Source organism: Mycolicibacterium cosmeticum (assembly GCF_000613185.1).
In the GTDB taxonomy this organism is placed as follows: domain Bacteria; phylum Actinomycetota; class Actinomycetes; order Mycobacteriales; family Mycobacteriaceae; genus Mycobacterium; species Mycobacterium cosmeticum.
In genome coordinates, this window is record NZ_CCBB010000001.1 from 403,308 (window position 1) to 426,171 (window position 22,864).

General features: G+C 67.3%; 26 protein-coding genes, 1 tRNA gene and 1 pseudogene. 17 read left to right on the forward strand and 11 right to left on the reverse strand.

Annotation, left to right across the window (positions count from 1 at the left end; all coding sequences use genetic code 11):
- Position 1: 1 nt before the first annotated feature.
- A complete protein-coding gene (locus tag BN977_RS01985; protein ID WP_024455794.1) occupies positions 2-454 on the reverse strand; it encodes a cupin domain-containing protein in 453 nt (150 codons plus the stop codon).
- Positions 455-612: 158 nt separating this feature from the next.
- Between BN977_RS01985 and BN977_RS01990 the strand changes: the two genes are divergently transcribed.
- On the forward strand, positions 613-885 hold the full coding sequence (locus tag BN977_RS01990) for a hypothetical protein (RefSeq protein WP_024455795.1): 273 nt from the start codon (positions 613-615) through the stop codon (positions 883-885).
- Here the strand turns inward: BN977_RS01990 and BN977_RS01995 are convergent.
- A complete protein-coding gene (locus BN977_RS01995; RefSeq protein ID WP_036396054.1) occupies positions 860-1,771 on the reverse strand; it encodes a hypothetical protein in 912 nt (303 codons plus the stop codon). The two genes, BN977_RS01990 and BN977_RS01995, sit on opposite strands and share 26 nt — an antisense overlap.
- Before the next feature lie 116 nt (positions 1,772-1,887).
- On the opposite strand from BN977_RS01995, the pseudogene BN977_RS02000 reads away from it, so the two are divergent.
- From BN977_RS02000 to BN977_RS02010, 3 genes and pseudogenes are all read left to right on the forward strand, one after another.
- Positions 1,888-2,915, forward strand: a pseudogene (locus BN977_RS02000) (Ppx/GppA phosphatase family protein).
- Between the two features lie 40 nt (positions 2,916-2,955).
- Complete coding sequence (locus tag BN977_RS02005; protein ID WP_036396055.1) at positions 2,956-3,633, forward strand: hypothetical protein; 678 nt, start codon at positions 2,956-2,958, stop codon at positions 3,631-3,633.
- A 63-nt stretch (positions 3,634-3,696) separates the two neighbouring features.
- The gene (locus tag BN977_RS02010) at positions 3,697-4,281 is read left to right on the forward strand and encodes a hemerythrin domain-containing protein (RefSeq protein ID WP_036396058.1); all 585 of its coding nucleotides are present in this window, start codon (positions 3,697-3,699) and stop codon (positions 4,279-4,281) included.
- A 70-nt stretch (positions 4,282-4,351) separates the two neighbouring features.
- Here BN977_RS02010 and BN977_RS02015 read toward each other — a convergent pair whose 3' ends face one another.
- Positions 4,352-5,245 carry a manganese catalase family protein gene (locus tag BN977_RS02015; protein ID WP_024452600.1) on the reverse strand — a complete coding sequence of 298 codons (894 nt, stop codon included), beginning with the start codon at positions 5,243-5,245 and terminating at the stop codon, positions 4,352-4,354.
- A 67-nt stretch (positions 5,246-5,312) separates the two neighbouring features.
- On the reverse strand, positions 5,313-6,152 hold the full coding sequence (locus BN977_RS02020) for an alpha/beta hydrolase (protein ID WP_036396061.1): 840 nt from the start codon (positions 6,150-6,152) through the stop codon (positions 5,313-5,315).
- 112 nt (positions 6,153-6,264) lie between these two features.
- Between BN977_RS02020 and BN977_RS02025 the strand changes: the two genes are divergently transcribed.
- The 4 genes from BN977_RS02025 to BN977_RS02035 all read left to right on the forward strand — a co-directional run bounded on the left by BN977_RS02025 (position 6,265) and on the right by BN977_RS02035 (position 9,172).
- Positions 6,265-6,852 carry a TetR/AcrR family transcriptional regulator gene (locus tag BN977_RS02025; RefSeq protein WP_036398243.1) on the forward strand — a complete coding sequence of 196 codons (588 nt, stop codon included), beginning with the start codon at positions 6,265-6,267 and terminating at the stop codon, positions 6,850-6,852.
- A 28-nt stretch (positions 6,853-6,880) separates the two neighbouring features.
- Positions 6,881-7,015 (forward strand): hypothetical protein, encoded by a 135-nt coding sequence (locus BN977_RS33430; RefSeq protein WP_268817625.1) that lies wholly within the window; start codon positions 6,881-6,883, stop codon positions 7,013-7,015.
- 22 nt (positions 7,016-7,037) lie between these two features.
- Entirely contained in the window at positions 7,038-7,880 is an 843-nt protein-coding gene (locus tag BN977_RS02030; protein ID WP_407661163.1) for an adenylate/guanylate cyclase domain-containing protein, read from the forward strand.
- 113 nt (positions 7,881-7,993) lie between these two features.
- Positions 7,994-9,172, forward strand: coding sequence for an FAD binding domain-containing protein (locus BN977_RS02035; protein WP_051560961.1), 1,179 nt, complete (start codon positions 7,994-7,996; stop codon positions 9,170-9,172).
- A 6-nt stretch (positions 9,173-9,178) separates the two neighbouring features.
- Here the strand turns inward: BN977_RS02035 and BN977_RS02040 are convergent, their stop codons facing one another.
- Positions 9,179-11,290: an amylo-alpha-1,6-glucosidase gene (locus tag BN977_RS02040; protein ID WP_036396063.1), complete on the reverse strand. Its 2,112-nt coding sequence runs from the start codon at positions 11,288-11,290 to the stop codon at positions 9,179-9,181.
- Positions 11,287-12,417 carry a glycosyltransferase family 4 protein gene (locus tag BN977_RS02045; RefSeq protein ID WP_109790152.1) on the reverse strand — a complete coding sequence of 377 codons (1,131 nt, stop codon included), beginning with the start codon at positions 12,415-12,417 and terminating at the stop codon, positions 11,287-11,289. The genes BN977_RS02040 and BN977_RS02045 overlap by 4 nt, the downstream gene beginning before the upstream one ends.
- A 704-nt stretch (positions 12,418-13,121) precedes the next feature.
- Between BN977_RS02045 and BN977_RS02050 the strand changes: the two genes are divergently transcribed.
- On the forward strand, positions 13,122-13,328 hold the full coding sequence (locus tag BN977_RS02050) for a hypothetical protein (RefSeq protein WP_036396065.1): 207 nt from the start codon (positions 13,122-13,124) through the stop codon (positions 13,326-13,328).
- A gap of 19 nt (positions 13,329-13,347) precedes the next feature.
- On the opposite strand, the gene BN977_RS31280 is transcribed toward BN977_RS02050, so the two are convergent.
- Positions 13,348-14,433 (reverse strand): PE-PPE domain-containing protein, encoded by a 1,086-nt coding sequence (locus tag BN977_RS31280; RefSeq protein ID WP_131590006.1) that lies wholly within the window; start codon positions 14,431-14,433, stop codon positions 13,348-13,350.
- A 174-nt stretch (positions 14,434-14,607) separates the two neighbouring features.
- On the opposite strand from BN977_RS31280, the gene BN977_RS02060 reads away from it, so the two are divergent.
- Together BN977_RS02060 and BN977_RS02065 are read left to right on the forward strand one after the other, a co-directional pair.
- The gene (locus BN977_RS02060; RefSeq protein ID WP_036396067.1) at positions 14,608-15,087 is read left to right on the forward strand and encodes a beta-class carbonic anhydrase; all 480 of its coding nucleotides are present in this window, start codon (positions 14,608-14,610) and stop codon (positions 15,085-15,087) included.
- Between the two features lie 128 nt (positions 15,088-15,215).
- Complete coding sequence (locus tag BN977_RS02065; RefSeq protein ID WP_036398253.1) at positions 15,216-15,836, forward strand: nucleotidyltransferase domain-containing protein; 621 nt, start codon at positions 15,216-15,218, stop codon at positions 15,834-15,836.
- Between the two features lie 56 nt (positions 15,837-15,892).
- On the opposite strand, the gene BN977_RS02070 is transcribed toward BN977_RS02065, so the two are convergent.
- Together BN977_RS02070 and BN977_RS02075 are read right to left on the reverse strand one after the other, a co-directional pair.
- On the reverse strand, positions 15,893-16,579 hold the full coding sequence (locus tag BN977_RS02070; protein WP_036396069.1) for a class I SAM-dependent methyltransferase: 687 nt from the start codon (positions 16,577-16,579) through the stop codon (positions 15,893-15,895).
- A gap of 169 nt (positions 16,580-16,748) precedes the next feature.
- Positions 16,749-16,822: transfer RNA gene (locus BN977_RS02075), tRNA-Ile, on the reverse strand.
- Between the two features lie 270 nt (positions 16,823-17,092).
- Here BN977_RS02075 and BN977_RS02080 point away from each other — a divergent pair.
- Both BN977_RS02080 and BN977_RS02085 read left to right on the forward strand, forming a co-directional pair.
- Positions 17,093-17,785 (forward strand): GntR family transcriptional regulator, encoded by a 693-nt coding sequence (locus BN977_RS02080; protein ID WP_084172376.1) that lies wholly within the window; start codon positions 17,093-17,095, stop codon positions 17,783-17,785.
- A 27-nt stretch (positions 17,786-17,812) separates the two neighbouring features.
- Positions 17,813-18,037 carry a sigma factor-like helix-turn-helix DNA-binding protein gene (locus BN977_RS02085; protein ID WP_165576279.1) on the forward strand — a complete coding sequence of 75 codons (225 nt, stop codon included), beginning with the start codon at positions 17,813-17,815 and terminating at the stop codon, positions 18,035-18,037.
- Here BN977_RS02085 and BN977_RS02090 read toward each other — a convergent pair.
- Together BN977_RS02090 and BN977_RS02095 are read right to left on the reverse strand one after the other, a co-directional pair.
- Positions 18,029-18,529: a DinB family protein gene (locus BN977_RS02090; RefSeq protein ID WP_036396072.1), complete on the reverse strand. Its 501-nt coding sequence runs from the start codon at positions 18,527-18,529 to the stop codon at positions 18,029-18,031. The two genes, BN977_RS02085 and BN977_RS02090, sit on opposite strands and share 9 nt — an antisense overlap.
- A 142-nt stretch (positions 18,530-18,671) precedes the next feature.
- Entirely contained in the window at positions 18,672-19,616 is a 945-nt protein-coding gene (locus BN977_RS02095; RefSeq protein ID WP_036396075.1) for an alpha/beta hydrolase, read from the reverse strand.
- Between the two features lie 108 nt (positions 19,617-19,724).
- Here BN977_RS02095 and BN977_RS02100 point away from each other — a divergent pair, with 108 nt between their 5' ends.
- From BN977_RS02100 to BN977_RS02115, 4 genes are all read left to right on the forward strand, one after another.
- Positions 19,725-20,141 carry a DUF732 domain-containing protein gene (locus BN977_RS02100; protein ID WP_036396077.1) on the forward strand — a complete coding sequence of 139 codons (417 nt, stop codon included), beginning with the start codon at positions 19,725-19,727 and terminating at the stop codon, positions 20,139-20,141.
- Positions 20,142-20,224: 83 nt separating this feature from the next.
- Positions 20,225-20,899 carry a cupin domain-containing protein gene (locus tag BN977_RS02105; RefSeq protein WP_036396079.1) on the forward strand — a complete coding sequence of 225 codons (675 nt, stop codon included), beginning with the start codon at positions 20,225-20,227 and terminating at the stop codon, positions 20,897-20,899.
- A gap of 115 nt (positions 20,900-21,014) precedes the next feature.
- On the forward strand, positions 21,015-21,614 hold the full coding sequence (locus tag BN977_RS31285; protein WP_131590008.1) for an Rv1733c family protein: 600 nt from the start codon (positions 21,015-21,017) through the stop codon (positions 21,612-21,614).
- Between the two features lie 265 nt (positions 21,615-21,879).
- Entirely contained in the window at positions 21,880-22,863 is a 984-nt protein-coding gene (locus BN977_RS02115) for a sugar-binding transcriptional regulator (protein WP_024455626.1), read from the forward strand.
- Position 22,864: the final 1 nt, after the last annotated feature.

A 22,864-nucleotide genomic window follows, 5' to 3' on the forward strand; every position in this document is an offset into this window, starting at 1 on the left:
GTCAGGCGGGTGCGCAGACGTCCGGCGCATCTCCGCGGACCGGCGCGTCGGCCGGCACGGTGTACGTCACAATCACCTCGGCGTCATGAGCGCTGTCGTTGTCGACCCGATGTGGCATCCCGGCAGGGATGAACACCGCTTGTCCGGCAACATATTCGGTGATATCGCAGCCCGGCCCGGTCTGCACCGCCACGCTGCCGGCCTTGATGGCCGAGAATTCGGTGCCAGGATGGGTGTGCCAGCCGCTGCTGGCGCCGGGCTTGATCAGCAGGCTCTGCACCAGCAGCGCCGACGCCACCCCGTCGGTGGTGACGATCGAAACCGGCACGTCCGTGGTGCCTTTGGCCAGATCGGTGCGGACGACATCGCCCTCGGCCGGGGTGGCCTGAGCGCCACCGGCACCGACCAGCGGCAGCGCCGCGGCCACGACTGCCGTGAAGATACGCCGTGTCATTCGTTCACTGTGCGTCATCGGCTGCGGATGCGGCGACGAACGACACAATTACCCGAGACGTGACGTTGTCGTCAAAACCGAGCGGCGAACGCCGTCGCGTCCCACAATCGTCACTACCAACACACGTGCAGGCGGGGATGCCCGAGAAGGAGATCGTCATGAGTGCACGTACCACCTCGGTATTGCTTGCGACGGGGTTCGCCACCGCCGCAGCACTGTTTCCCCTGATCAGCGCCCCCGCCGCCGGTGCCGACGTGTGCGCCGGTGCCGACGGCCGGCACTTCGCCGCGGGCGGCTGCACCGATATCGCGGGTGATGTCGCGACCGGCGCGGCCATCGCGGCGGCGCATGTCCCCTACGTCCCCGGCGAGGTGCCGTGTTACACGGTCGAAGGGGTGCCGTATTTCACCCCGCCGGGAGATCCGTGCTGACGAAGAACGCATCGAGCACGCGTCGCCGGCCGGCGGCCGCCGCCGTCTTCCGCGACGCGGTATTCAACCGGTCGATGGTGCCGATCAACCACTGACCGGGGTCACGACCGGGTTCGGCCGCCCAGGCGGCCTGCCCGGCGGCGGCGAATCCGTGACCGCGGTGCGCCGCGCACACCACTTCTTCGTTGATGACATCCCCGGTGATCCAATCGATCTGCCCGGGCGCCACCGCCAGTAGGCCGACCATCCCGTGGGCGGTGTGCAGGGCACGCAGTTGCCCCAGCGCATGCCATTCCCGAAGCTCGGCCGCACTCGCGGGCGAGATGTTGCGGGCCAGCGCAGGATCGTCGACGCCGAGGCGCTCATACCGGCGTGCCACCACGAGTTCGGCATCCTCGACCCGGTCGAAGCGTCGCAGCCAGACGCCGGTGCCCGCTGGTCGGATATCGCGGTAGCGGGCGGCGAAGACACTTTCGTCGAGCAGCACACCGGCGCCCGCGACCCGTCCCGGTGCCGCCCGGATGCGCAGAAACGGCGGAGCGAACATCGCCCACTCGCGACGCACACAGGCCCGTAAGGCATTCAGGTCCGCGAAGTCGTGCGCCACGATCTCCACGAACGGCCGGCCGATATCGCGCCCGTAGAAGCGAATTCCGCCGAGCAGTTTCCCGGCGGGGCAACGGATGCGACGGTGCAGATAGTCTGCGGTCCGCACCCCGGGCAGATCGATGTGGTCGGCGAACTCCCGCGCGAAGCCCATATCGCTGGTGCGGTCCACCTGGTGGGCGAACCAACGCTGCACCATCGCCGGTCCGCGCGGTCCGTACAGGGCGTCGGCCAGCGCGAGTTCGTCGTGCAACGAGCACCACTCGGCGGCAAGGAACATCGGCTGCAAGTAAAGCCGACCCGCATCGAGCGTTTCAACCGAATTTCCGGTCCGCCGTTTAGCGCGGCGCCACGGTGGTATTCCCTGGCGCACACCAATGCAGGGCGGTGATGGACATGAGAATCGGTGTCCTCGACGTGGGTTCGAACTCCGCGCACCTCGATGTCGTCGACGTCGAGGCCGGCGCACCGCCGCTGCCGATCTATGCGCTCAAGGCATCGACGAAGCTGGGCGGGAACATCGGCGCGAGCGGTGTCATCAACAACGCGGGGGCCGCGCGGGTGGTCAACGCGGTTTCCCGGACTCTGGATACCGCCCGGGAGATGAACGTCGCCCAGCTCTATCCGTTTGCCACCGCGGCCATTCGCGACGCCGCCAACCGGGATCAGATTCTGGACGCCGTCGAACACGAGACGGGGTTGCGCTTGCAGTTGCTGACCGGCGAACAGGAAGGGCGGTTGACCTACCTGGCGGTCCGGCATGGCTGGGCTGGCAAGCCGGCCGCCTGCTCAACATCGATATCGGCGGCGGCTCAATGGAATTGGCACTCGGCCGCGACGCCATCCCCGATATCGTCATCTCGCTGCCACTGGGCGCGGGACGGGTGAGCCGCACGTACCTCGGCGCGTCGACCATTCCCACCGGTGATCGGGTGAAGGCGCTGCGCAAGCATGTTCGCCAGCAGATCGGTAATTTCGCCGACCGGGTCAGCTGGGAAGGCCGGCCCCGCCGCGTGGTGGTGACGTCGAAAACCTTCAAACAACTCGCCAGGATGTGCGGCGCACCGAAACAACGCCAGGGGCCCTTCGCCCGGCGGGTACTGACCAGCACCGACCTGGCACGCTGCGTGGACCGGCTGTCCGGCATTCCGGCCCGAGACCGCGCCGACATCCCCGGCGTCTCCGACAGTCGCGCCCGGCAGATCCTCGGCGGGGCCGTGGTGGCCCTGGAAACGATGCGCCGACTGCGCATCGAGGAGGCCGAGCTGAGCCCGTGGGCGCTGCGGGAAGGCATCATGCTGGCCCACCTCGCACAGGTCGATCCGACCGCCGCCCCGCCGGTACGCCCGGTGCCCTGTGAATCGACGCGGTCGTCGTGCGCTCCGGCCTTGGTGACCGGCCACACCTCCCCGTCTCGGCGATGAGGGTGTTTGTGGTGGCCACCCGGCGGGAACCCGCCCGACTGTGACTGCATCCGACTTGGCCGCCGCACCGTTCCAGGCGGCATCCGCGCTACGGCACGCCCGGGTTTTCCACCCCGTCGGGGTGCTGGCGCACGGCATCATCGAGCGGGTCGCCGCACCCGGCGATGGGCTGCCGGTCACCGACTCCGACAATGTCAAGGCCAGGCTGTCCAAGGGCATCGGCACGCCGGGCCCGATTCCGGACGTCATCGGCCTCGCCTTGCGGCTGCCGCCGGAGCCGTTCGCACCGACGCCGTGGGACATCCTGCTGGCCTCGGCCGGCTCGGGACCGCTGACCCGGATCGCCGGGCTACGTCCGGTGACGGGCTGGACCGGATCCACCATGACCACGTTGATGCCGCTGAGGTACCACAACGACAACTGGTGGTTACGGGCCCGAATGTGCACGCGCATCGACGGTTTCGGGGTATCTACCGACGCGGTGCGCCGCCGGCTGCGCACCGGCCCGCTGGAATTCGACATCGATCAGGCGTGTGGCACGGCGCCGTTCACGCCGCTCGCCCGGCTCTCACTGCGCGGCGTCATCACGCCGGCGCATGACGTGGCGTTCGACCCCGTCCTGCACACCGCACCCGAGGTCACCCTGGCACCCGGGTGGTTGAGCGGTCTGCGTGCGCAGGCGTATGCGCGCAGCCGGCGCGGCCGGCACGCGTCGTGAACTGACCGTCGTTTCGACGCATTCGTCGCGGGTATGCCGAGTCCGACCTGACAAGGAGGACCTATGGATGCGTTGACTTTCCTTCGTGCCGAGCACAAGAGCGTGCTGGGCATGCTCGAGGTACTCGACGGCGCGCCCCGCGGCGACGGCGCCACCGAGAGCGGTTTGGACACCATGGTGACGAATCTGATCATCGCCGAATCGCAGCATGAGGCCATCGAGGAGCAGCTGTTCTGGCCGGCCGTCCGCAAGGCGCTGGACGACGGCGACGCGTTGGCCGAGCACGCCGTCCAGCAGGAGGCGGCAGCCAAGCATCTGTTGCAGCGCCTGGAGGACGGCTCGCCCGGTGAGGCCGACTACCAAGACGCGCTGGACGAATTCGTCAAGGCCGCCCGCGAACATATCCAGTACGAGCAGGACGTGGTGTGGCCGCGGTTCTCGGCCGCGGTCGATGATGCCGAACTGGTCAAGCTGGGCGAACGACTGGAGGCCGCGAAGAAGGTGGCGCCCACCCGTCCGCACCCCGATACGCCGTCGGACGCGGCCACCCAGAAGACCATGGGAACGGCCGCCGCCGTCGTCGACCACGTCCGGGACGCGTTCAGCGGCCGCGACGCGAAGAACCCGCCGGACCCGGCGCCGCACTAAGCCCCCGACACGACAACGTACGACAATGGGGCCGGCCACACGGCCGGCCCCATTGTCGTGTCGGAGATCGTCACGTCATGGCGGTGTGCTGCTCATGCGTGAAGGGCTTCTCGCTGTTCACCGCCGGCCCACCGTCCGGGTTGAGCTCCTCGCCCTTGTTCTCCCGGGCGGAGGTTCCGAGCCATTCGTCGGCGGGCGACTTGATGTACTTCCACTTCATGCCCTCGGGCCACGGGCCCTGCCCCTGGTTCCAGGGACCGCGCACATCGCCGTCACCGTTGGACATGTTGAACGCCACGTTCTGGAAGCGGTCGTCACCGGCCAGCGTTCCCGGCGGGAAGTTCACCGGAAGCTCGTTGAGCGCCGCGGTGAACTGTTGGTAGTGCGCGACCTCCCGGGTCATCAGGAAGGTCAGGGTGTCCTGGACGCCGGGATCGTCGGTGAACTGCTTGAGGTACTCGTAGACGATCTTGGCCCGTGACTCGGCGGCCAGGTTGCTGCGTAGGTCCACCGACGGGTCACCGTTGGAGTTGACGTAGGAGCCCGACCACGGCACCCCCGCGGAGTTGCTCACATCCGGTCCGCCGCCGGTCAACGCGAAGTACAACGGGTTGACCGCCACTTGGTGGATGGCCTGCTCCCTGCCGTCGGCGCTCGCCACGGCCGGCATCCAGTCACACCGCTCATTGGCCAACTTGAGGTCGTCGTTGAGGCCGTCGAGCAGCATGGTGATCATCGAGCCGACCATCTCCAGATGGCTCAGTTCCTCGGTGGCGATATCCATGAACAGGTCGTACATCTTGGGGTTCTTCTGACGCAGCACGAAGGCCTGGGTGAAGTACTGCATGGCGGCCTTCAACTCGCCGTTCGCCCCGCCGAACTGCTCCTGCAGGATCGTGGCGAACCTCGGGTCCGGGGCGCTCACCCGGACGTCGAACTGCAGGTCTTTGTTGTGCACGAACATGAGGCTCCTTGGGCTGAGCAGGGATATGTCCGGCCCGCATACCCCTGCTATCAGCGGCCAAACTCCTTCAGAACCGGGCGATGAACTTCAGTGCAGTGTCCGCGACCTCCCGCCAACCACTGTCGATGGTCAACGAGTGCCCGCGCCCGGGGATCTCGACGATCTCGGTGACGTTGGGGTTCTTCTTGTACAGCTTGTACGTGGCGTTGGCGATCGCCCACGGGACGGTGTGGTCGAATTCGCCGGAGATGATCAGCAGCGGACCACGTTCGGGGTTCTTGGTGTTGACCTTCGTCTCGGACGCCGGATTGAAGTTGGCGACGGCCGCCTGGAACAGCGGCTTGCCCGCCCCGGCCACCGAGTACCGGTCGTACAGCCGGCTCGCCTCGTCCTCGGATACCGCGTTGCCGAACGCGTAGCGGAACTGCTTGGGCGTCAACGCGATCGACCGTCCGTAGTTCAGCGGGTTGCCGAGCACCGGGAACGACGACCGCAGCGCGGGCAACGGAAGCGGCAGCACGCCACGGAACGGTGCCGGATCGATCGCGACAGCGACCTTAGCCAGGCCCAATCCGGCGAGTTTCTGGGTGATGAGGCCGCCGAACGAGTGCCCGACGATGATCGGCTTGCGATGCAGTGCCCGAATGACGTCGGCGTAGTGCTCGGTGATGGCGGCGACGCCCTTTCCGGCGAACACCGACGGGTCACGGCGGGCCTCAGCGGTGCCGGAGGGGTCGTCGGGCCAGCCCGGCGCCAGGGTCACGAAGCCGTTCTCCTCGAACAAACTGCGCCAGTTGTCCCAGCTGTCCGGCAGCAGCCACAGCCCGTGGACGAAGACGACGGGTTGGGCGCCTGAGCGGTTGGCCGCGTCGATCTCGGCTTGTTCGCGTGCGGTGATGGTGCTCATTGTCTACTCCTCCGATAGAAAGAACGGTCGTTCTCCCGCTCTAACCGGATTCCTCCCCGATCTGTTCCCGAACGGCAGAACGAACGTTCTGGCCAGCGGTATCGTCGTGGTCATGGCAACCACCGCGCCGGCATCGACACCCCGCGAACGGCTGCTGCGCACCGCCACCGACCTCTTCTATCGCGAGGGCATCCACGCCGTCGGCGTCGACCGCATCCTGGCCGAGGCCGGCGTCACCCGCGCGACCATGTACCGGCACTTCAAGGGCAAGGAAGACCTGGTCGAGGCGTATCTGGCCGTCGAGGACGAGACCATCCGCGGCTACTTCGCCGCCGCGGAGGCCGCCGCCGGACCCGATACCGACCTGCTCGAGCTCGTCATCGACGGCATCGCCGAGGACGTCGCGCGCTACCACACCCGCGGGTGCCCGTTCATCAACGCGGCCGCCGAGTATCCCGACCCGGACAGTCGCATCCGCCGGCTCATCACCGAGCATCGCCGCTGGTTTCGGGCCGCTCTGGAACAGGCCGCGGCCGGGCACGCCCATGCCCCGGAGATCGCGGCCTCACTCGCGCTGCTGCGCGACGCGGCGCTGGTTGGTGGCTACCTCGACGGCATCGAGTACGCCAAACCCGCCTTCGTGCGCGCCGCCCGGCAGGCGGCCGGTCTACCTGCCCAGTCCGGGCACGGCGGGGTGTAGCCGTCCGGCAATCCGGGTACGCGATCGTATGCGTGAGCCGTCGATTTTCCCGGAGCGGAGGTACCCGCCCGGCGCGCGCCAACCTCCGGTGGCGCGGCTGTGGGTGGCACTGGTGGTGACTGTGGCGTTCGTCGTGGCGCTGGGCATCGTGGTGCTGTCCTGACGGCGCCGACCATACTGGTCGGGTGACGACAGCCGCGACCATCATCCCGTGGGTCATCGTCGCGGTGGCGGTGGCCGGGCTGATCACCATGACCGTGCTGTTCGTCGTGGCGCGACGCCAACTGGCCGGCACCCGGCAAGAACTGGAGCGGCTGCGCCGTGAGCAACCGCGACGGCGACGGCCCCGCGGCCTCGCCCCCATGGCCATCAAGACGGTGTGGGAGACGGCGGACTCCTTGATCAACAAGGGTGTGCGGGCCACCGTGCGCAACTCGATCGAGGATCTGGCCGGATGGGCCCAGGTGGAGCGGCCCGATCTGGCCCGGCTCACCGCCGACGGTCAGGTGGTGATCGTCTTCTCCGACATCGAGGGTTCCACCGAACGCAACGACACACTGGGTGACCGCGAATGGGTGAAACTCCTTGAGCGGCACAACAAGCTGTTCTACAAGCAGGTCGAGAAGCACGGCGGACACGTGGTCAAGACCCAGGGCGACGGATTCATGATCGCCTTCGCCGCCGCCGACGAGGCGGTCCGCTGCAGCCTCGACGTCCAGCGCGCGCTGCGCGCCGCCCCCGACCGCTGGGACGACATCCGAGTGCGGATGGGTGTCCACATGGGGACATCGGTGCGCCGCGGTGACGATCTGTTCGGCCGCAACGTCGCGATGGCGGCACGCGTGGCAGGACTGGCCGCCGGCGGCGAGGTGCTGATCAGTGAACCCGTGCACCAAGCCGTACAGGGTCTGCCCGGCATCGGGTTCGGGCCGCCCCGCGACGTGGAGCTGAAGGGCTTGCAGGGCAGGCACACCGTCTATCCCGTGACGATCGAGGATGCCGCTCCCGTCAGGGCCGCTACCGGGTAGCGGGTAGGACGAACGGGCGCCACCGTCCATGACGGCGACGGCGATGTGCGCGAGAGTCGACGACAACGCCGGCAGCCGAGCCGGCTGAGCCCGAACACTCAGGAGATCCGTCCATGACGCGTCCGCACGTAATCGCCGATGCCGCAACGACAACGTTCCGGGCCGCGATCATCGGTGGATCCCTCGGCGGCCTGGCGGCCGCACACGAACTGCGGTCGATCGGCGCCGAGGTGGCGGTGTACGAGCGGTCGGTGGGCCGCACCGAAGCCCGCGGCGCCGGCATCGTCATGCAGCCCGAGGTGGCGTCGTTGCTTGCCCAGGTCGGCCGGTCGGTGCCTTCTGTCAGCGTCCAGTTGGCCGAACGCCAACAGCTGCACCGCCACGGCGTACCCGACCGTTACCCTGCGCCGCAATGGATGTCGGCCTGGGACACCTTGTACGGCGCATTGCGTGCCCCGCTCTCGGATATCTGTCTGCGCCTGGACAGCCGGCTGACCGGCTTGTCCACCGCAGGCGGCCAGGTGAGTGCCGAGTTCGGCGACGGGTACACCACCACCGCCGACCTGCTGGTGGGTGCCGACGGAATCGGCTCGGCCACAAGAGAACTGCTCACCGGCGACAACCAACTGCGCTACGCCGGATACGTCGCGTTCCGGGGCCTGCTCCCGGAACACTCGCTGCCCGGACCGCTGCATGACCTGCTGACGAACCGGTTCACTCTGTTCGCCGTGCCCGGTATGCAGATGCTGTGCTATCTGGTTCCGGGACCCGATGGCGCGCGCGCCGAGGGCGGGCGCCGGGTCAACTGGGTCTGGTACGTCAACACCGCCGAGGCCGTGCTCCCCCACCTGCTCACCGGCCGCTCCGGACGCCGGTTCGAGTTCTTCCTCCCGCCCGGCGAACTCGCAGGCGCTGCCCTCGAATCCGTCCTGGCGCTGACCGAGGCCGCCCTCCCCCAGCCGTTCGCCGAACTGGTGCGGCTGACCCCGATCTTCCTGCAACCGGTGTTCGATCTGCCGCCCGCGCCGAGGGTGGGCGAACACACCGTGCTCATCGGTGACGCGGCCGGCACGGTGCGCCCACACACTGCGTCCGGCACGTCAAAGGCATTCGGCGACGCCGCGGGGCTGGCCCATGCGCTCACCGGGTGGCGGCGCGGCGAGCCGTTGCCGCTGCGCCGCCTCGACGCGTGGGCGGCACAACGAACGGTGCACCTGGCCGACATCGCGGACGCCGGGGTGCGACTGGCGGCCCGCTCACAGCTGGGAGTCGGTGGACCCCAATTCCTTTGATCCTGCTCACCCCGCCGCGTCGGACCAGTCCTGCGGCAGGCCGGTCACCTTGGCGGTCTCCCCCTCAGCTTCCACGCACACGGTGACATCACCGACGGTCAGATCCGTCAGCGTGACCCGGCCCCAACCCGCGGGCAGCCGCGGTGACACCGTGAGCCGGCGCCGCGGCGCGTCGACCTGCAACCCCAAGAAGCTGCGGACCAGCAGCAGCGGCGCGGCGCTGGCCCAGGCCTGCGGTGAGCACGAGGTGGGATACGGGACGGGAACGTCGAACTGTGCACGGGGAAAGCCGCAGTACAGTTCCGGCAGCCGGCCACCGAAAGCCACGGCGGCGTCGATGATTCCGGATGCCAGCCGCTCGGCCAGATCTACCGCGCCGGGCAGGTGCCGGTAGCGCAGCAGGCCGGCCACCGCGATGGCGGTGTCGTGCGGCCAGATCGAACCGTTGTGGTAGCTCATGGGATTGAACGCGCCCATCGCGTCGGCCAGGGTGCGTAACCCGAATCCGCTGTCCATCGAGGCGTCCGCCAAGCGCTCGATGAGCACTGCCGCATGGTGGTCGTCGACGATGCCGGTCCACAGGCAGTGGCCCACATTGCTGGTCAACGCGTCCACCGGCCGCTTGTCCCGGTCGAGCGCCACGGCGAGCCAGCCGCGATCGGGCAGCCAGAAGCGTTCGGCGAATCTCGTTCGCAGCGCCTCGGCTTCGCCGGTCAACCGCTCGGCGTGGACCTGGTCGCCGAAGTGTCGGGCGAGCTCCGCTCGGGCCAGCAGCGCCGCATAGTGATAACCCTGGACTTCGCACAAGGCCAGGGGTGGATCGGCGAGACGGCCGGCCGCATCGTTGATGCCGTCGAAGCTGTCCTTCCAGCCTTGGTTGATCAGGCCGCGGTCGGTGGCGCGCTGGTACTCGATGAAGCCGTCACCGTCGCGGTCGCCGTAGTCACGGGCCCAGCGCAGCGCCGCGTCGGCGGCCGGCAGCAGGGCGCGCACGGTGTCCTCGTCGGCACCCCAGCGCCACGCCTCGGCCAGCAGCATGACGAACAGCAGCGTGGCGTCGATCGAACCGTAGTAGATGCTGCCGCCGAGGATGTCGGCATTGTCCGGGCCGCGGCGCACCTCGTGCATGATGCGGCCCGGTTCTTCCTCGGTGATCGGGTCGACCCGGCGGCCCTGGGTGGCCGCCAGCTGCTGCAGGGTGCCCAGCGACAACGTGACATCCAGCGGCAGGGCCATCCACGCGGTGAGCAGGCTGTCCCGGCCGAACAGCGTCATGAACCATGGCGCACCCGCGGCGACGAACGATCGGCTCGAACCATCGGCGCGCATGAGCAGCGCACCCAGATCGCTCTCGGTCTGTTGCAGGATCGCGCTCAACGCCGGGTTGTCGGTCTCGATGGTGGTGGCACTGTTACGCCAATTCTCGATCTTGCGCCCGGGACCACTGCGCTCGACTCGCTGACCGCGCTGAAAGCGGGTGCTCAGCTTCTGGTTTCCCCACGTCGGCTGGGCGACGATCTCGCTCTGCCACCGCTCGCCGGGACCGATCACCACGCGCCAGGTCAGCGATCCCGGCGCCAGGATCGGGTCACCGGTGGCGCTGATGCTGACTCCGCGCACATATTCGCCACGCTCACGCAGGATCAACTCGCCGTCGACGACCGACAGGTCGGCACCGCCGGAAGCGGGCCGGCCTTCCTTGACGGCGAACAGGTCGGCGAAGTCGCCGTCGGCGTGCAGCACCAGCGTGACGACGGTCGGTTCCCGGTCGAGGTTGTGCACGGTGATCGTCTCGCGCATGCCGTCGGCAACCAGTCGCTCACGGGTGAGCAACAGGGTGCTGTCGGCCCGGCCGGCGTGCGGCGCTCGACGCGAGATGAACTGTCCGGTAAAGGCTTCCGCCGTCTGCGCCGCGAGCGGTTCCGGGGTGGCTCCGTCGAGGCGCAACTCCCACCGCGACAAGATGCGGGCGTCACGGAAGAACAGCCCGTGTGACCGTCCGGGGGTGATGTCACCGTGCCGATCCGACAAACAGAAGGTGCCGCCTTCGACCAGCGTCACCGTGTCGCCACCGATGGCGTGGGCGGGTTGGCCCGCGTTGAGGACACCGGGTGTCATGCGCGCACCCGCGATCGCACCACGGCGTCCAGCCGCCGCGGGGCTTCGGGGACCAGCCGGCGGCGCCGCCAGCGCGGCACCGACCGCCGGGTGCGGCGCCGGCCACTGACCTGGTAGTAGATGTCCTCGTACCCCGCACCGAACTGCGAGACGGTGAAATGGGAGGCAACGTGTCGCCGGCACGCCGCCGGGTCCAGCGCCTGGGCCGCATCGATGGCCGGGGCAAGTTCGTCTGGATGGTCGCAGATGATGCCCGTGACACCATCGGCGATGACCTCGGGCACCGCGCCACCCCGCAGCGCGACCACCGGTGTGCCGCAGGCCATCGCCTCGATCATCACCATGCCGAAGGGCTCTTCCCATTGGACCGGGAACAGCACGCACCGGGCGTTCGCCAGCAGTCGGCGCTTGCTGACGGCGTCTGCCTCGCCGAAGACGGTGTCGGTCTCGCGCAACAGCGGAGCGACCTGTTCCTCGAAGTAGGCCTTCTCGGCCGGTTCGTCGCACTTGCCGGCCAGCACCAGGGGGATGCCCGCCCGGTGGGCGGCTTCCACGGCCAGGTGCGCGCCCTTGTACGGGGCGTACCGCCCGAGGAACAACGCATAGTCCTGCTTCTCCTGCTGGAACGGCCAGTCCTCGACACGCAGCGAGTTGTGCACGCGACCAACCCAATTGAGGTCCGGTGCGAGTTCCCGCTGGCGGTCGCTGATGGCGATCAACCCGGCGTCCTTCTTCAAGTGCCGGTAGAACGGCAGCAGGTCGTCATCGAGCGGCCCGTGTACGGTGACCACCGTCGGTAAGCCCAGTGCCCCATACAGCCACGCGTTGAGTGGGCCGGCCATGGTGTGGTCGTGGACGATGTCGACCCCTTCGTTCACCGCCAGCTTCAGCACCGCGTCGCGCACCTTCAGCGCGTGCATCACCTCCGGGTAGGGCTGCCCCAGCCGCTCGGGGATCGTCCTGTCCCACACCGGAACGAAGTCGGCAGACGTGCCGTTACCGTCGCCGGCGCCGATCACGGTGACGTGGTGCCCCCTGGATGTGAGGGCGTCGGCCAGCTCGGCGACCACGGCCTCGGTGCCGCCGTAGGCCTTCGGGGGGATGTCGAAATACGGAGGCGCAATCATCGCGATGCGCAGGGGGTCGATCACGGTGTTGTCCCTGACCAAGTCGGAGCCGCTCACGTAAGTTCTCTCCTTCCGCGTCACCAGCAAGCGTTAGCACTCTTAACCGACGAGTGCCAATTTAATGGCGATCGGAACGAGCTCGCAAGCCAAACACGTTGCGACACTGCACACTCGACCTCAGGGCCGGCGACTCTCGGTTTCGGAACGGAGGGCGCGTACGTCCTTGCCCGCCGCCGCGGGGCGTGCTATATAGAACTTGTCTCAGATGACATAGATCGTCGACACGCGGTTATCAGCTCTTCGGAACCATCGTGGAGGTGACCATGACGCAGCAATCCCTCTCCTACGGCGATATCGCTGGTGCCACCGGACGGTCTCCCCGAACCTGAACGGCCGACCTTCCGGCGGCACAGACCCTCATCCCATTCGTTGTGCGCCAGGCCCGTAACACGGAGCCCGCACGCCGCCGGGCATGTCGGCACCCCGGGTATCTGGCTGCGCATCGGGCCCAGGTGCCCGGCCGGGTCTCCCCCGCGTCGAGCGGGTGGTGTGGATCAAGAGAACAGGAAAGGAGGCATATCAGAGCACGACCCATAGCGATAGCAGCTCGACCCGCCCCCCGGACCGTCAATGTCAGCGGGGCGGGCGTCTGCCATGTTCGGTGCCCCCGGTCGGGTAACACATTCGACAGCAAGGAGACAGCCATGGTGACGACACTGCCGCTCGACGCGGAACCCGCCGACGTCGCCGAGCAGGCGACGCCGGTGATCGATGACGACTTCGACTACGGCGCCGGCACTTTCCCGCTCCCGATGGAAGTGGACCCGGCCGACTACTGGCTCCAGCGCGATGTGGTGGTGATGCCGGACGACGAGTACCCGATGTATGCCGAGTTGCATGACATCGCGTAAGGCGCGATCGTCGGCGGAGTCATTCGTCGTTCGAGGAGCGATGAGGACGAGTCAGTGAAGGCAGGGCGAACCTCGGTGCCTTGAGTGACAACTTCGGCAGGCGGGGCTTCGGCCGTACCGGCCTGCCGAGGTCGGCGTCATCCTTGCCTGGCTGGGGCACGACGCTGTTCGACGCGGCCTGCGCGCGCGACGTTGTCGGCGTCGCGGCGGCAAGGCGCGCCGAAGTTCCCGCGGCGGCGGGCGACGGTTCGGTTTGCGACGTGTCGGTGTCAGCGGTGACGACGGTGGGGCGGTGCTTGTAGGAACGATCGATCTGGGGGCGTAGCCAGCGGTCGACGGCGGTGGTGTTGATGCCTACGTTCCGCAGCGGCTGGGTGATCGGCAGGCCCGCCGTCGGCACCACGTAGTGGGTGGTGGTACCGCCGGCGGCATTGACGTTGACTGTCTTCAAGGTGCCCGGTTTGTCCGGATCGGCGTCCTCACCGTAGAAGGGATGCACGTAGGCGACGCCCATCACCGCATTGAGCACGGACAATGCGGTGGGGCGGTCCGGCCAGTCCGACAGGCCGTCGTACTCGCGGACGATCTCGGTGGTCGCATAACGGGTCGGCAAGATCCCCGGCGGCACCGACAACCACAGCGGCGGGTTCTTGGCCACGATCCCGCCGGTGGTGTTCATCGGATCACCGAAGGTCACGAACGACAGATCGGCAGCTGGCCGTGCCGGGGTAATCTGCAGCGCGAGTGACTGTTTGACGTAGTTGAGCACGATCGCGCCCTGACTCACCCCGGCCAGGGTGATCTTGGTGCCGTCGGGCACGGCGTCCAGATGCGACTTCACCCCGCTGGCGCCGATCGCCGAGTCGAGCGCGAACAGCAGTCCGGCGGGATAACCCACGCCGGTGATCGGTCCGGCGCCCTCGAGATAGCCGTCGGCGAGGCCGAGCGCTTCCTGTGCCGTCGGGACCGTATTGCACAGGCAGGTGCCCTGCAGGTAGAACCCGACCACGTCGGGAGGCGTGTCGGCTGCCCGGGCGGGTACGACACCGAACGTGAGTGAGAACATCGCGACGAAACCCAGGGCGCTGATGCGCGTGGCCACCACGGCGCCACCTTTCACAGTGGTACGGCAGTACAAGAGTTGTCCGGTGACAACATAACGGTGAGGGAGTTCCGGTGCCCGGCTCCGGACGTACGTCACACCGTTCGATGGCCGTCGCAAGATTCACGCTGATTCCGACCCGTGTCCGCGGCGCCGCTCGTTGTTAGCGTCCGGCACATGTCTGTCACCGATGAGCTGTTGGCCAACAACGCGGAGTACGCCAAGACCTTCCAGGGCCCGCTACCGCTGCCGCCGAGCAAGCATGTCGCAGTGCTCGCCTGCATGGACGCCTACCGCATTCTCGGCCTCGGTGACGGCGAGGCGCACGTCATCCGCAATGCCGGCGGGGTGGTCACCGATGACGAGATCCGGTCCCTGGCGATCAGCCAGCGTCTGCTGGGCACCAAGGAGATCATCCTGATCCACCATACCGACTGCGGCATGCTGACGTTCACCGACGACGACTTCAAGCGTGGCATCCAGGACGAGACCGGCCTCAAACCCGCCTGGGGCGCCGAGGCTTTCAGCGATCTGGCCGAGGACGTACGCCAGTCCCTGCGCCGGATCGAGGTCAGTCCCTTCGTCACCAAGCACGAGTCGTTGCGTGGGTTCATCTTCGACGTGGCGACCGGCCGGCTCGAAGAGGTCACGCTCTGACCTCCTACCCGTTCGACCCTGACCGGCAGCTGGGCACCGTTCGTCAAACTGGAAAACGCTAAGCTCCAATCGTTCGATCATGGGCGCACCGATGCGCCGTGGTTGCATCAGGGGGTGAGGGCGTGACGATGGCAGGTCAGCCCATCTCCGACCGCGAGATCAGCCAGCGATGGCGTACGTGGACGCCAGCGCAGGTTGCAGAACGTCTCGACGGGGTTGCCGCCCCATGGTGCGTGACCGCCGGCTGGGCCTTGCACCTGTTCACCGATGCTGCTGCCCGCGATCACGACGACATCGAAATCGCCGTGCCGGCCCAACGATTCGACGACGTCATGGATGCCTTGCCTGGATTTGAATGGGACGTTGTCGGGGATGGACGAATCTGGCCATTCCCCGTCGAGCACGCCAACCACTTTCAAACCTGGCTGCGCGAACCCACCACGGGCATCTACCGTCTCGACGTGTTCCGCGAACCGAGCGCCGACAATCAATGGGTATGCCGGCGCGACGGACGAATCAGACTGCCCTACAACGAACTTATCCGTCACACCGACGACGGCATTCCATACGTCATCCCCGAGGTGGCGCTATTGTTCAAAGCCAAGCACTCGCGTCAGAAGGACCAGCTCGATTTCGACAACGTCGTACCGGCGCTGGGTGAGTCTCGAAGGGATCGGCTGGCCGGGTGGCTTTCCCTCGTGCATCCGGGTCACCCGTGGATCGACAGACTCGCAACTGGCAGCCATTAGGTGCGCGATGTCGTGGGCGTCCCCATCAGAGCGGCACTCGTCACCGACCCAGGCGCTCAGTTTCGGCGCTGCAGCAGCAGGTAGCAGCGTCGGCTCGGATACTCGACACCGGGCGTGGGCGCCCGGTCTGTTCGAGCGATCAGCGAGAACCCCGCGGCGGTCACCTGGGTAGCGATTTCCTCGGGATCGAGGAAGTACCCGTCGAGTTCGACGTGGTGTCCGAACCATTCAGTGATGTGGTTTACCTGTCCGACCGCGAAGTCCGGGCTGTCTACATGAAATGCGAGCAGTAAGAAGCCACCCGGCCGAATCACCCTGGCGAATTCTCGAAATGCCGTGAGCCTTTCGGCGGGAGTCAGGTGGATGATCGAGTACAGCGAAACCGCGCCCTGCCAAGCACCATCGGCCTCGGCAAGCCGCAGCATCGATCCCACGCGGAACCTCACCGCCGGGGCACGCTCCTGAGCGATTGCGATCATCGCAGGCGATAGGTCCACGCCGATGACATCGGTGTGGAGCTCTGCCAGGAAGCGTGTCACGTGCCCCGGCCCACAACCCACATCGGCGATCGTTCCACTGACCACCAGCTCCACCAATGCTCGCAGCAGCGCACGGTCCACCGGCTTACCAGCCAGCTCGCCGCCAAGCTGCCTGTCGTATTCGCGTGCCACGGCGTCGTAGGTCGCGCGCACCGGATCCGACAGTTCATCGCCACCGCCGCCGATACCGGCTCCACCACCCATCGTTGCAACGTTAGCTGCGAGCGCCTGCATCGGAGTTGCCGATTTGGCGCCTAACGCACGATCGCTCTCATTCAGGGAGTGTCAAGGATCAACCGACACAGGTGTAAAGCATCAGCCGACCCACCGATGAATCCTGTCGTCCATCACCCGACTTCATGTACCGTCACGGTGGGGCGGGCGGGGCTCGAACCCGCGACCAAGGGATTATGAGTCCCCGGCTCTAACCAACTGAGCTACCGCCCCTGTCGCGCATCGGCGCGACAGGCATCTTCGCACGCGCCGAGGCCGACAGCGATGGGCGGGTTGCGCGCGCATGGGATCGGTCGGCACCGCGACTGCCTCCGGTTCCGGCCGTCGCGCCGTCCGAGGCGCGATCCGCTCCATCGTGGCGAATACAGCACATTCCCAATATGCCTGCTCACTGCGTCTGAGCGCCTTGGACAGCAAGCACTCCGATGCTTGCCCACGCGCTCGCTGTATACAATTTTTATAGATCGTATCCAGGGAGCAGCTATGGGAAATGAGAACGCCGCAGGCCGCGTGGCGTCAGTGCTGCGGGCCGAAATTCTGCAGGGGGACGTTGCGCCGGGCGCGCGACTGTCCCAGCAGGGCACGGCCGAACGATTCGGCGTCAGCCGGATCCCGGTACGCGACGCCCTCGCCATCCTGGCCGGGGAGGGACTCGTCCGGCCCAGCACCAACGCCACCGCCGTCGTGACCGGAATGTCGATCGCGGAGCTGCAGGAGCTCTACGAGTTGCGCCAGGCGATCGAACCTCTGGCCACCCAGCTCGCAGTGCCGAATGTCGGCCGGGCAGACGTTCTTTCGATGCAACGCGAGCTCGACATCATGCGCACACAGACCGACGCCCGCCGGTGGTTGGCGGCCAATGCCGCCTTCCACGCGGCCGTCTATCGACGGGCCAACCGTCCCCGCATGATCGAACTCGTCGAACAACTGCGGCGCCTCACCGACCGGTACATGTACGTCCACCTGGAGGTCATCGGTCAGACCGAGCACCTCGATGCCGAGCACCTGAGCATCCTGCACGCCGTGGAACGGGGTGACGCCGTGGCGGCAGGGCAGCTGACGCGCGACCACCTCGCCTCGTCACACGACTTCATCCTGACGTACATGCTCGAAATGCAGGGCGCCGCCAACGGTGACGGCAGCGAACCAGCGACCGGCCGTGGCCGCCCGAGCTAGTCGGTGATCACCATTCACGTCGTTGGCGTGCCCGCCGACAATGCCGCGTCGCGGCCGGACCGGGCCACGGTCGTCGCCGCCTTGAGGTCACTGCCACCCCTGCACCGTGACCTGATCCGCCGAGCCTATTTCGGCGGCCGCACCACCCACGAGATCGCCGCCGACCTCGGGATGCCGGAATCGGTCGTCAAGTGCGAGCTGCAATGCGCGCTGCGCATCATGCACCGATTGATTCGGTCAGCATCACACTGAACCCGAAGTGCTTGCGGCATCCAGTTGTTCGCGCAGGATGTCACCGTGACCGGCGTGCCGCGCGAACTCCTCGATCATCGCCAGCAACGTCCATCGCATACTCACCGTGCCCTCGCGCGGGTTGTCCTTGGTGTCATCGAGCCCGAAACGCGAGGCGATCTCCCGCGATCGCCGGCTGGCACGTTCGAATTCGGCGATGACATCGGACAGCGATTCGCCGTCGGCCACGGCGAAGGTGCCTTCGTCGCGTTCGGAGTAGCCGTCGCAGTCGGACGCATCGAGCCCCGCCCAGAACCGCTGAAACCAGATCCGTTCCGCCGCGGCGGCATGCTTGATCAACGAAATCGGTGTCGTCAACGACGGCACCAGGCGTCTGCGGGCCTCGCCGTCGGACAACCCGCGCACGGTTTCGATGAGGGCTTGCCGGTTGCGGTCGAGCATGCACTCGATCACGGCGCGCTCGGCGCCACTGGTAAATCCGTATGCGGACATGCCGAATTTCCTTCTGCCAGTTGGTGTTTTGACGTCCAGGGAATGGGTGAACATGAACCACCCGAAGGCCGGGGATGCGACGGCATCAACCCGGTTCGTCAACTATGCCACGCTCCCCCGCCGCGGCACCACCACTATGACGTCAGAGACTGCTCAACCTGTGCAGCCGGTCGGCGATCACCCGCTGCGATACCGCCGCCTGTTCGGCGAACGCCTCGAATGCGTGCGGGCAGCCCGGCAGCACCCGCAGCTCGGTGGGGACACCGGCGTCGATCAGGCGGCGCGCGTAGTCGATGTTCTCATTGCGGAAGATGTCGAGATCGCCGACATCGATGTAGGTGTCCGGCAACCCGGCCAAATCGGTCGCCCGCGCCGGCGCCGCGTACGGCGACACGTCAGGACCACCCGCCGCATCACCGAGCAGGGCACCCCACCCAGTGCGGTTGTCTTCGTAGTTCCACACCAGATACTCCGGCGGCAGTTGCGGATCCGGCTCTACTGTCCGGTCGTCGAGCATCGGGTAGATCAGGATCTGCTGGGCCAGTGCGGGTCCGCCCCGATCGCGAGCCAGCAGGGCGACCCCGGCGGCCAGACCACCGCCGGCACTGTCCCCCATCACCGCGATACGCGTCGGGTCGATGCCCAGTTCCTCGCTGTGCTCGGCCAGCCACACCAAGCCGGTGTAGCAGTCCTCGACCGGTGTGGGGTGCGGATGTTCCGGAGCTACCCGGTAATCGACGAGCAGCATCGACGCACCGCTGGCCGCCGCGTACGCCCGCATCGCGCCGTCGTACAGGCGCTGCATCGGCAGGATCATGCCGCCCCCGTGCAGGTACACCACGGCGGCACCGGAGGGCGACGCGCCGGCGAACCACGCCAAGCCGATCTCGGCACCGTCATAGGCGGTGGCGGTGTAGTCGGTGCGTTCGATCCCCGGCGTCGGCGTTCGGGTTGCGGCGAGCCGCTCGAACAGTTCGGCGCTGTTGGCGCGGCGGGTGGCGACATCGCCCACCGGGGGCGTCACCGCGTCTGCGCTGGCGAATCGGCTGAGGCCGTCGAGAACCTGCGGATCGATCTTCAGCGCCATGCGGTCATCCTAGATGGTCACCGGCGCGACGCCGGGACGGCTCGCCAGCGATAGCCCGGAAGCGAAGGGTCAACGACACCAATTGATTTCCCGCATACACTGCGGCTCATGAGCGCGCCCCGCGGTGACAAGCCGTCCCGCAAACGAGTCATCGCAGTGATCGTCGCCGTGGGCCTGGCGGTGATTGCCGCGGCGGTGGTGCTCGGCGTGCGTCGGATCCAGGATCGTCCCACCGTCGCGCCGGCAGCGCCCACCACGACAGCAGCGACACCGTCCGGCGAGCTCTCCCCCGCCCAGCTGGCCGAATACGACCAGCGACTGATCACCACGCTGCGATCCAAGGGCCTCTCGATCGAGAATCCGCGTATGACGGCGCGCGACGCGCACCTGCTGTGCGCACGGCTGCAGAACGGGCAATCGGTCGAGCAGGCGAAGCGCGACTACGCCCAGGTGATCCAGGGCGACGCGACCGTCGCGGACGTGTTCGTGTCGACGGTCATGTCGATCTACCCCAGTTGTCCGTGACCTCCATCGGTTCCCGCTAGCCGGTAGCCGATTTGGCCACTAGCCGGGACGCGGCGGGCTCCGTCGGGTTGTTTCATCGTGTCATGACATTCAACCGGCGACTCTTCCTCGGTGGCGCGGGGGCTGTCGGCGCCGCAGCCGCGGGCGGGCTCGGGCTGAACCGAGCGCTGTCTCCCGAGACGACCACGGAGGACCCTTCGATGACCATGAGCGACAACCGTTTCGGCGATCCGCGCATCCCCGCCGAAACGATCACCAACCAGTCGCATCTCTTTCATCTCGGCGCCATGGCGCCGCTGACCTTCGACGGTGGCAACCTGCGCCAAGCCAGCGAGGACAACTTCCCGATCCTGGCCGGTCAGCAGGCCAGCGCCGCGCTGGTCACCTTGCAGCCGGGCGCCATCCGGGAACCGCATTGGCATCCCAGCGCCTGGGAGATCAACGTCGTCACCGCCGGCACCGCGACGTGGACGGTGCTCGATCCACAGGGCAACACCCAGGACTTCGAGGCGCGCACCGGGGATCTGGTGTTCGCGCCGCAAGGGTCGTTGCACTACTTCGAAAACCGAGGTTCGGAGGATCTGCAGGTGGTGATCGTGTTCAACGCCAGTACCGCCGAAGGCAAGGACGACATCGGCATCGGTGCCGCGTTGACCAAGCTGCCCGCCCGCGTTCTGGGCGCGGTGTTCGGCGTGGACGCCAAGACCTTCGACGGTTTCAAGAAGATCGACAACTCACTGACCATTCTGCGGCCGTGACGTCACCGGAACCGGGATGTGAGATTGCCCGCAGCGGCCGATTCTGATGCCACTGTCCCAGTGCCGCGGTGCCAGACTGGTTTACATGGCCGTTACATGGGAATGGTCCTGAGCAGTGACCACACGACACAGCCGCTTGTCGGCATGGCTGCGATGCCTCGCCGGCAGCCACCCGCTATTGCGCCGCAGCGACCGCGTCCAGGCGCGCGCGCTGGCGCTCGCCATCGTCGTGGCCATCTTCGCGATCCCCATGTGCGTCGTCCCCGCCCGCGCCCATCAAGCCGCGATGCTCAGCCGCACCGAGGCGCAGCTTCGCACCCTGCAGCCCGTCGATGCCGTGGTGCTGCCGCCGACGACGACCGCCTCGCCGTCCCGCATGCCGAGTGCCTCACGCACCGTGCGCGTGCAGTGGAAGGCCGCCTTTGCGGACCGAACGGCCGATGTGCGTACCCGGGCGATCGCACGGCCCGGTGATCACCTGCGCATCTGGCTCGACCAGAACGGCGATCCCACGGCTGCACCGTTGTCGCACAGCGATGCGGCGAGCCAGGCCGTCGCCTATGGCATCGCGATCTGGGTGTCGATCATCGCCGTCTGCGCCGCGCTCTACCTACTGGTGCGACATCTCCTCGACCGTCGCCGCCTCGCCGCCTGGGAGCACGAATGGCTGCGGGTCAGCACCAGCGACGGCGGTTGGGCTAACCGCGACCGCTGATGCGGTTTGCCGTTGGGTGATCAACGGCAGAGCTTGAGCCACGTGCAGCGCGATTTCGCTGCACCCACAGCACCGAACTGGGCAAACCCGGCCGACCTCTCCCGCGGTGCCACGCGCACTGTCAAACGTGAACGTTTGTGCACGCCTGTGCCCTGATTGATGCCACTCACGCAAAGATCCAGTTCACATTCGCCCTTGTTTATGGTGTGGATCACATGATACAACCGTCTCTGTCAGATGTGACAGTGACGGAACGGATGTGACGATGGTTGCAGAGCGGGTCCGCGAGGACCTCGTGAAAGCGGCTCGGATGTACTTCCTCGACGGCGCCTCACAGCAGGAAATCGCCTCGGTGCTGGGGACCAGCCGGTCCAACGTGTCACGGATGCTGGCCGCCGCTCGGGAACAGGGCATCGTCGAGATCCGCATCATCGACGGCACCGAGCGCCGCGACACCCTGGAGGCCGAACTCAAACAGCGCTTCGGTCTGCACGACTGCCAGGTGGCGGCCCACACCCCCGGTTCCACACCCGCCCAAACGGTTTCGAAGCTGTCCTCGCAATGGCTCCTGGACAACATCCAAGACGGCCAGCGCCTGGCACTGTCGTGGGGCACCGCACTGCAAGCCATGGTGTGGGCGGTCACCGCCAGTCGGCAGTACGACGTGGAGGTGGTCCAACTCGTCGGCGGCCTGTCCGCGGTCGACGCGGGAGTCACCGGCCAGGAACTGGTACGGGAATTGGCAACTCGGCTCGGTGCCCGGTATCGCTACCTGCACGCTCCGGCACTGGTCGCCAACCTCACCGCGGTCGAGGCATTCCTCAGCGAACGTTCCGTGTCCAGCGCCCTGGACGCCGCAAAGTCCGCCGATATCGCCTTCGTCGGCGTCGGCACCTACGGCGACAGCTCGTCGGCGGCGATCATCGACGCGATGGCGCTCAGCCCGGCCGACCGCGCCGAACTGGACGCCATGTCCCCCGCCGGCGACATCTGCGCGCGTTACTACGACATCAACGGTGCGCCGGTCGCCTCGCGCGCGGTCCACGACCACGTCATCGCCGTCGACCTCGACGACCTGCGCCGCGTGCCGATGGTGGTGGGCGTGACGTCGGGCCGGGTGAAGGCCCCCGGCCTGGTCGGTGCGTTGCGCGGCGGCCACCTCGACGTCTTGATCTGCGACGAGGCCGCCGCCCGCGCGGCGCTGGCCCTCGACGCCGCCACCCCTCGACTCGGTACGGAAGGAATGTGAC